At 66.6% G+C, this 6,012-nt stretch carries 8 protein-coding genes; 6 read left to right on the top strand and 2 right to left on the bottom strand.

Features of this window, described 5'->3' with window-relative positions:
- The 4 genes from LV82_RS14595 to LV82_RS14580 form a co-directional block, all read left to right on the top strand.
- A partial coding sequence (locus LV82_RS14595; RefSeq protein WP_146065191.1) for a DNA-methyltransferase occupies nt 1–690 on the top strand: 690 nt, incomplete at its 5' end.
- A 1-nt stretch (nt 691) separates the two neighbouring features.
- A complete protein-coding gene (locus LV82_RS14590) occupies nt 692–1,684 on the top strand; it encodes a DNA cytosine methyltransferase (RefSeq protein WP_104072934.1) in 993 nt (330 codons plus the stop codon).
- A gap of 9 nt (nt 1,685–1,693) precedes the next feature.
- A complete protein-coding gene (locus tag LV82_RS14585) occupies nt 1,694–1,930 on the top strand; it encodes a DUF7220 family protein (RefSeq protein WP_104072932.1) in 237 nt (78 codons plus the stop codon).
- A gap of 76 nt (nt 1,931–2,006) precedes the next feature.
- Nucleotides 2,007–2,822, top strand: coding sequence for a hypothetical protein (locus tag LV82_RS14580; RefSeq protein ID WP_104072938.1), 816 nt, complete (start codon nt 2,007–2,009; stop codon nt 2,820–2,822).
- 60 nt (nt 2,823–2,882) lie between these two features.
- Here LV82_RS14580 and LV82_RS14575 read toward each other — a convergent pair whose 3' ends face one another.
- Both LV82_RS14575 and LV82_RS14570 read right to left on the bottom strand, forming a co-directional pair.
- Nucleotides 2,883–3,428, bottom strand: a complete 546-nt coding sequence (locus tag LV82_RS14575; protein ID WP_104072931.1) for a DUF3489 domain-containing protein — start codon at nt 3,426–3,428, stop codon at nt 2,883–2,885.
- Between the two features lie 93 nt (nt 3,429–3,521).
- Nucleotides 3,522–3,791 (bottom strand): hypothetical protein, encoded by a 270-nt coding sequence (locus tag LV82_RS14570; protein ID WP_104072929.1) that lies wholly within the window; start codon nt 3,789–3,791, stop codon nt 3,522–3,524.
- Nucleotides 3,792–3,900: 109 nt separating this feature from the next.
- On the opposite strand from LV82_RS14570, the gene LV82_RS14565 reads away from it, so the two are divergent.
- Together LV82_RS14565 and LV82_RS14560 are read left to right on the top strand one after the other, a co-directional pair.
- Complete coding sequence (locus tag LV82_RS14565) at nt 3,901–4,461, top strand: hypothetical protein (protein ID WP_104072928.1); 561 nt, start codon at nt 3,901–3,903, stop codon at nt 4,459–4,461.
- Nucleotides 4,409–6,012: phage terminase large subunit family protein (locus tag LV82_RS14560; RefSeq protein ID WP_211289223.1), on the top strand; the 1,604-nt coding region annotated here is incomplete at its 3' end. The genes LV82_RS14565 and LV82_RS14560, both read left to right, overlap by 53 nt.

The raw sequence follows: 6,012 nt of genomic DNA, 5'->3' as shown, positions 1-6,012 counted from the left end.
TACGGCGTCACCTGGGACGACAGTTCGCAGGGCGCGGAGCTCTACGACGACTTCATCGCCGCGGCTGTCGCCGAGGCGATCACCGAGGATGCCGCCTGGTATTGCTGGCACGCCTCCCGCCGCCAGGCGATGCTCGAGGCCTGCTGGGAAAAGGCCGGTGCCTTCGTCCATCAGCAGATCATCTGGGTGAAGGACCGCGGAGTTCTCACCCGGTCGCACTACCTCTGGAAACACGAGCCTTGCTTCATGGGTTGGCGCCGCCCGAACCGCCCGCCGAAGGTGGCCGAGGAAACGCTGCCGTCCACCTGGGAGATGCCGTCCTTCGCGAAGGACGAGCGGCCCGACCACCCGACGCCGAAACCGCTCGACGCCTTCGGGATCCCGATGCGCCAACATGTTGCGCGGGGCGGCCTCTGCTACGAGCCGTTCTCGGGCTCCGGCTCGCAGATCATGGCGGGCGAGGCCAACGGCCGTCGTGTGTTCGCGATGGAAATCAGCCCGGCCTATGTCGATGTCGCGGTCGAGCGATGGCAGGCCGAGACCGGCCGCGACGCGATCCTCGACGGCGACGGTCGGACCTTCGCGCAGGTGAGGACCGAGCGGCTGGGCGACGATGCCGAAGCCCCGGCCGATCCCTCGGCAACGGACACCACCCCCGAACCCGCGCGAAAGCGCAAGACCGCCGCGTGACATGCATGACCTGGCTCTACCTTCCTCCGTTGACGCTTCCGGAGCCGGAAACGCATGCCTCTTCGGCCTCTCGCTCTGCTCCGGCGCCGGCGGGCTCGACCTCGGCCTCACCATTGCCTTGCCCGGATATCGAACTGTGGTCCATGTCGAACGGGAAACATACGCCGCGGCCATTCTCGTGGCCCGGATGGAAGAGGCGGCCCTGGATCCGGCACCTGTCTGGGACGACGTTGGAACCTTCGATGGCCGAGATTGGCGCGGCGCGGTGGACATCGTCACTGCGGGCTATCCGTGCCAGCCGTTCTCCGTCGCGGGCAAACGCCGGGGTGCCGACGACCCCCGCCACCTCTGGCCGCATGTCGCCCGCATCATCGGCGAGGTCGCGCCGCCCTTCGTCTTCCTCGAGAACGTCGCCCATCATCTCCGCCTCGGCTTCCCCGAAGTCGCCGGAGGATTGGTCGACATGGGCTACCGCCTTGCGGCGGGCCTCTTCACGGCGGCGGAAGTCGGCGCGCCGCACAAGCGGGAGCGGCTCTTCATCCTCGCCCATCGCGAGCACGACCAACTGGCCGACCCCGCGCGCCTGCTCCGGGACCCGCTCGAGCGGCGGCAACCGGACCGAGATGCTCGCCCGCTGGCCGACGCCGATGGCGAGCGACGGCAACAAGCCGAGCGCGGGCAAGCGCAAGGCGGCCGACCTGACCGGCGTGAGCCGGATGTGGATGACCCCGACAGCGCGGGATCACAAGGATGGAGCGACGACATTGGCGAACACGCCGGTGAACGGCCTGCTTGGCCGCCAGGTCCTGGCGACGCCGACGGTTGGCGGAAGCTCCTGCGATATGCCCCGGACCTTGAACCCAGCATTCGTCGAGGCGCTGATGGGCTGGCCCACCGGGTGGACCGCCTTCGGCTCTGCGGCAACGGCGTGGTCCCGCTGGTTGCCGCGTATGCGCTCAGAACTTTGGCGGCTCAATTGCTGGCCGATGGATGAGGACGTCGCATGAAGCAATCCCGGCTCATGTCGCTGATCGAGGCCATCGCCAATGTGGTGGTCGGCTACGGCGTCGCGGTCGGCACGCAAATCCTGATCTTCCCGATTTTCGGGCTGCACACGACGCTGGCGCAGAACCTGAAGATGGGCGCGGTGTTCACGTTGGTGAGTATCGCGCGGTCCTTCGCCTTGCGGCGGGTGTTCGAGGCAATCCGGGTCGCGTCGAGGAACGACCGACCGACCTAGCGGAGAGCCGACGGTCAGGTTCGAAGTTGTCGCTATCCCGTTCAGATTCTATGGTTTCTCAAAGTGTAGGATGGGCATGAAGAACCGTTTCCCGTCCAGGCCAATCGACGGGATCGAGATTTTGAAGGATTCAGACCAGCATACGACGAATTCCGACACCTTGCCGGATGGCCTCGAGGCCCTTCGGCGGGAACTGAGCCTCTCGGACGTGATGGGCTTGATCGAGCGCACCGCGCGATGGGTCGACCCGACGACGTTCAAGTATCTGCCGGTCTGGTACCCGGAGCATGCGCGACGCGCGCTGTTCTACAAGGCCAACTGGTCCGAACCGCAGATGAACCGAAACCGCCAGACCGGCGTCAGTATCCACAAGTCCGAAGGAAACGTTCATGCGAACAAGGCGCTGACGCTCGCTCTCGGCCTTCGGGCCGGAGAACGACCGAACTGGTCATGCTGCCACATCTGGGGCGTCGACGACGCGTTCTACCAAGTCAGCAACGCAGTGGTTCAGGACCGACGCTTTTTCTCCTGCGTCGCGAACATGGTCCTGCTGCCGACGCCCTTGAAGGCGTTCACGGACGTCATGACCGACGTAAAGATGATGCTTCGCGTCTGTGCGCTGCACCTCTACGGCTGGTCCTGCGACCACGACGTCGTAGCGGACATCGCGGGTCAGGTTGCCGACTGGGAGAATTGGGACGCCTATCCGGAGAGCTGGCCCAAACCGGGTCGGACGACGCTCCCGCTGGGCACGGCCAAGTTTTCGCCTAGGATCAAGGCGGCGGCAGACCGCAGGAAGGCCGCCATTCGTAAAGATCTGACATCCGCTGGTCCGCACTATCCGCGGGAAGAGGTCCGCAAGGTGCTAGATTACTGGAATATCTCGCTCTGAGAGAAGGAAGCCGCCGCCCCAAGCGGGGGCAGCGGCATCGGACCGAGGTGTTCTGCGGCTCTAGTCGCTGGGCAGGCTGTAGACCCTCCCGCGTCCGTCGATTTTCTCGGAGGTGATCCTCAGACCGAGCCGCTTCTTCAGCGCGCCGGACATGGCGCCTCTCACAGTGTGCGACTGCCATCCCGTGGCGGCAACGATCTCGTCGATGGTCGCGCCGCCGTCGGCGCGGAGCATCTCGATCAGCCGGGCCTGTTTGGTGCCGCTGCGTGGCTTGCGGGTCTTGGGCGCGGGAGCGGCCTCGGCGGCTTCGGGCGCGCCTTCGCTCGAGCCCTGCTCGATGCCGATGTGGGCAAGCCCCGCGTCGGTGATGCGCAGGAGAATGGCGCGGCCGTCCTCGTCGTTGCGCCAGATGCGGTTCAGCGCGGGGTCGGCCTTGGCGAAGTGGTCGGTCGGAGTCGCCTCGACCAACCCCCGTCGGAGCAGGGCGTCGATGACCTTGTGCGCTGCGCCTCCGCGCAAGCTGCCGGGAAGCGGCAGGACGTTCCGGTCGTCGCGTTGCGCAGCGGCGCTGAGGATCACGAGTTGGGTGTCAGATAGCTTGGTCATCTGGGGTCTCCGAGTTCTGGCCCGCGTCATGCGGTGCCTTCTATGACCCCGAGCCGCGCCTCGGCGCGGCGGGAGTGCCGGCAGCGCCGGGGATCACTCGGCGTATTCGCCTTTGCCGAACAGGAAGTCGGTGATCTCCCTGAGGTCGCTGGCGACGTGGTCGAGCGACCCGACGCTGCCCCAGTTGACCGCCTCGGGATCGAACCCGAAGTGATCGTCGCTGAGCGCCTGCAAGCGGGCCAGCATCTCGTCGATCTCGGCCTTTTTGCCAATGAAGGCCGCAAGCGCGGCTTCGTGGTTGCACCGGGCCTTCTCGGCGCGGAGTTCGTGGCGGGGCGTGGTCTGGGGGTTCAGGCGGGTCATGGTTGGCTCCGTGGTGAGTTGCATCGTCCTTGTGATGACACGTTCGCTCTGGTCGGGAGGCTTATCAACTACATAAGCACATGATTTTGCATGATAATCGGAGCGCGTCATGGAGGGGTTGAGCGAGCGCCAGTATGCCGCCCGTGTCGGCCTGTCGCGCGGCGCGATTCAGAAGGCGAAGGCGACCGGGCGACTGGTGCTGCACGACGATGGCAGCATCGACGCCGAGGCCAGCGATGCCCTGCGCGCGCAGGCGACCGATCCGTCGAAGACGCGGAAACCTCCACAGCCGAAGCTCAAGCCCGTCCCGGAAGCGGCGGTGTCCGCCGTTGGCGAGACGCTCAAGGAACAGGGGATGGCCGCGCCGCCGGTTGGTAGCGGCACGACCTTCCTGCAGGCCAAGACGGCGAACGAAGTGCTGAAGGCGCAGGAGCGACGCATCCGGCTGCAAAAGCTGAAGAGCGAGTTGATCGATCGGGCCCGCGCGCTGTCGCTGGTGTTTCGACTGGCGCGGCAGGAGCGCGACGTCTGGGTCAACTGGCCCGCGCGTGCGGCGGCGCTGATGGCTGCAGAGCTGGGTGTGGAGCCCGCCAAGATGCAGAAGGTTCTGGAGAAACATGTCCGTGCCCAGCTCGACGATCTCGCCGAGGTCAAACCCGATCTCCGATGAGGATTTCGATGGCGCGGCGGAGATCCTGCGTGCCTGGGGTGAAGGCCTCAAGCCGGATCCGGACTTGACGGTGTCGGAATGGGCGGACCGGCACCGGATGCTCTCGGGGCGCGCCTCGGCTGAACCGGGGCGATATCGCACCGTCCGCACGCCCTACATGGGCGAGATCATGGACCGACTGTCGCCCGGCGATCCGACACAGCGGATCGTGTTCATGAAGGCCGCGCAGGTTGGTGCGACCGAGGCGGGGAACAACTGGATTGGCTTCGCGATCCACCAGGCACCGGGGCCGATGCTGGCTGTCCAGCCGACGGTGGAACTGGCGAAACGGAACTCCCGCCAGCGGATCGACCCGCTGATCGACGAGAGCCCGGAACTGCGGGAGCGGGTCAAACCGGCACGCTCGCGGGATGCTGGCAACACGATGCTGTCCAAGGAATTCGCGGGCGGCATCCTGATCATGACCGGTGCGAACTCGGCGGTCGGGCTGCGCTCCACCCCGGCGCGCTACATCTTTCTCGACGAGGTCGACGCCTATCCGGCGTCGGCCGACGAGGAAGGCGATCCGGTGACGCTGGCCGAGGCGCGGTCGCTGACCTTTGCCCACCGGCGCAAGGTGTTCCTGGTCTCGACCCCGACGATCCGGGGGCTCTCCCGGATCGAACGCGAGTTCGAGGCATCGGACCAGCGGCGATACTTCGTGCCGTGCCCGTATTGCGGGCAGATGCAGTGGCTGAAATTCGAGCGGCTACGCTGGGAGAAGGGCCGGCCGGAAACGGCGGACTACCGTTGCGAGGCCTGCGAGGTGCCCATCGCGGAACACCACAAGACGGCGATGTTGCAAGCGGGCGAATGGCGTCCGACCGCCACGGCGGCCGATCCGAACACCGTCGGCTATCACCTCTCGGCGCTCTATTCACCCATCGGCTGGCTGAGCTGGGAGCGGATCGTGCGGGCATGGGAGGCGGCCCAAGGGTCGGACGAGGCAATCAAGGCGTTCCGCAACACGATCCTTGGCGAGACATGGGTCGAGACCGGCGAGGCGCCCGATTGGCAGCTGCTTTACGACCGGCGTGAACGCTGGAATCCGGGCATCGTTCCCGCGGGCGGATTGTTCCTGACCGCCGGGGCGGACGTGCAGAAAGACCGCATCGAGGTCGATGTCTGGGCCTGGGGGCGTGGGCTCGAAAGCTGGCTTGTCGATCACGTGGTGATCGAGGGCGGACCCGACCGGCAGGATGCCTGGGGCGACCTGACCGAATTGCTCAGCCGTACCTGGCCGCATGAGCGCGGCGCGCATCTGAAGATCGCGCGGCTTGCCATCGACACCGGCTACGAGGCTCCGGCGGTCTATGGCTGGGCGCGGGCGGAGGGCTTTGCACAGGTCGCGCCCGTCAAGGGCGTCGAGGGGTTCAATCGGGCAAGCCCGGTCTCCGGGCCGACCTATGTCGACGCCACCGAGGGCGGCAAGCGCCTGCGGCGGGGCGCGCGGCTTTGGACCGTGGCGGTCTCGACGTTCAAGGCCGAAACCTACCGCTTCCTGCGGCTGGC

Source organism: Albidovulum inexpectatum, from assembly GCF_002927635.1.
Classification (GTDB): Bacteria; Pseudomonadota; Alphaproteobacteria; order Rhodobacterales; family Rhodobacteraceae; genus Albidovulum; species Albidovulum inexpectatum.
This window is presented reverse-complemented; position numbering and strand designations above follow the sequence as displayed.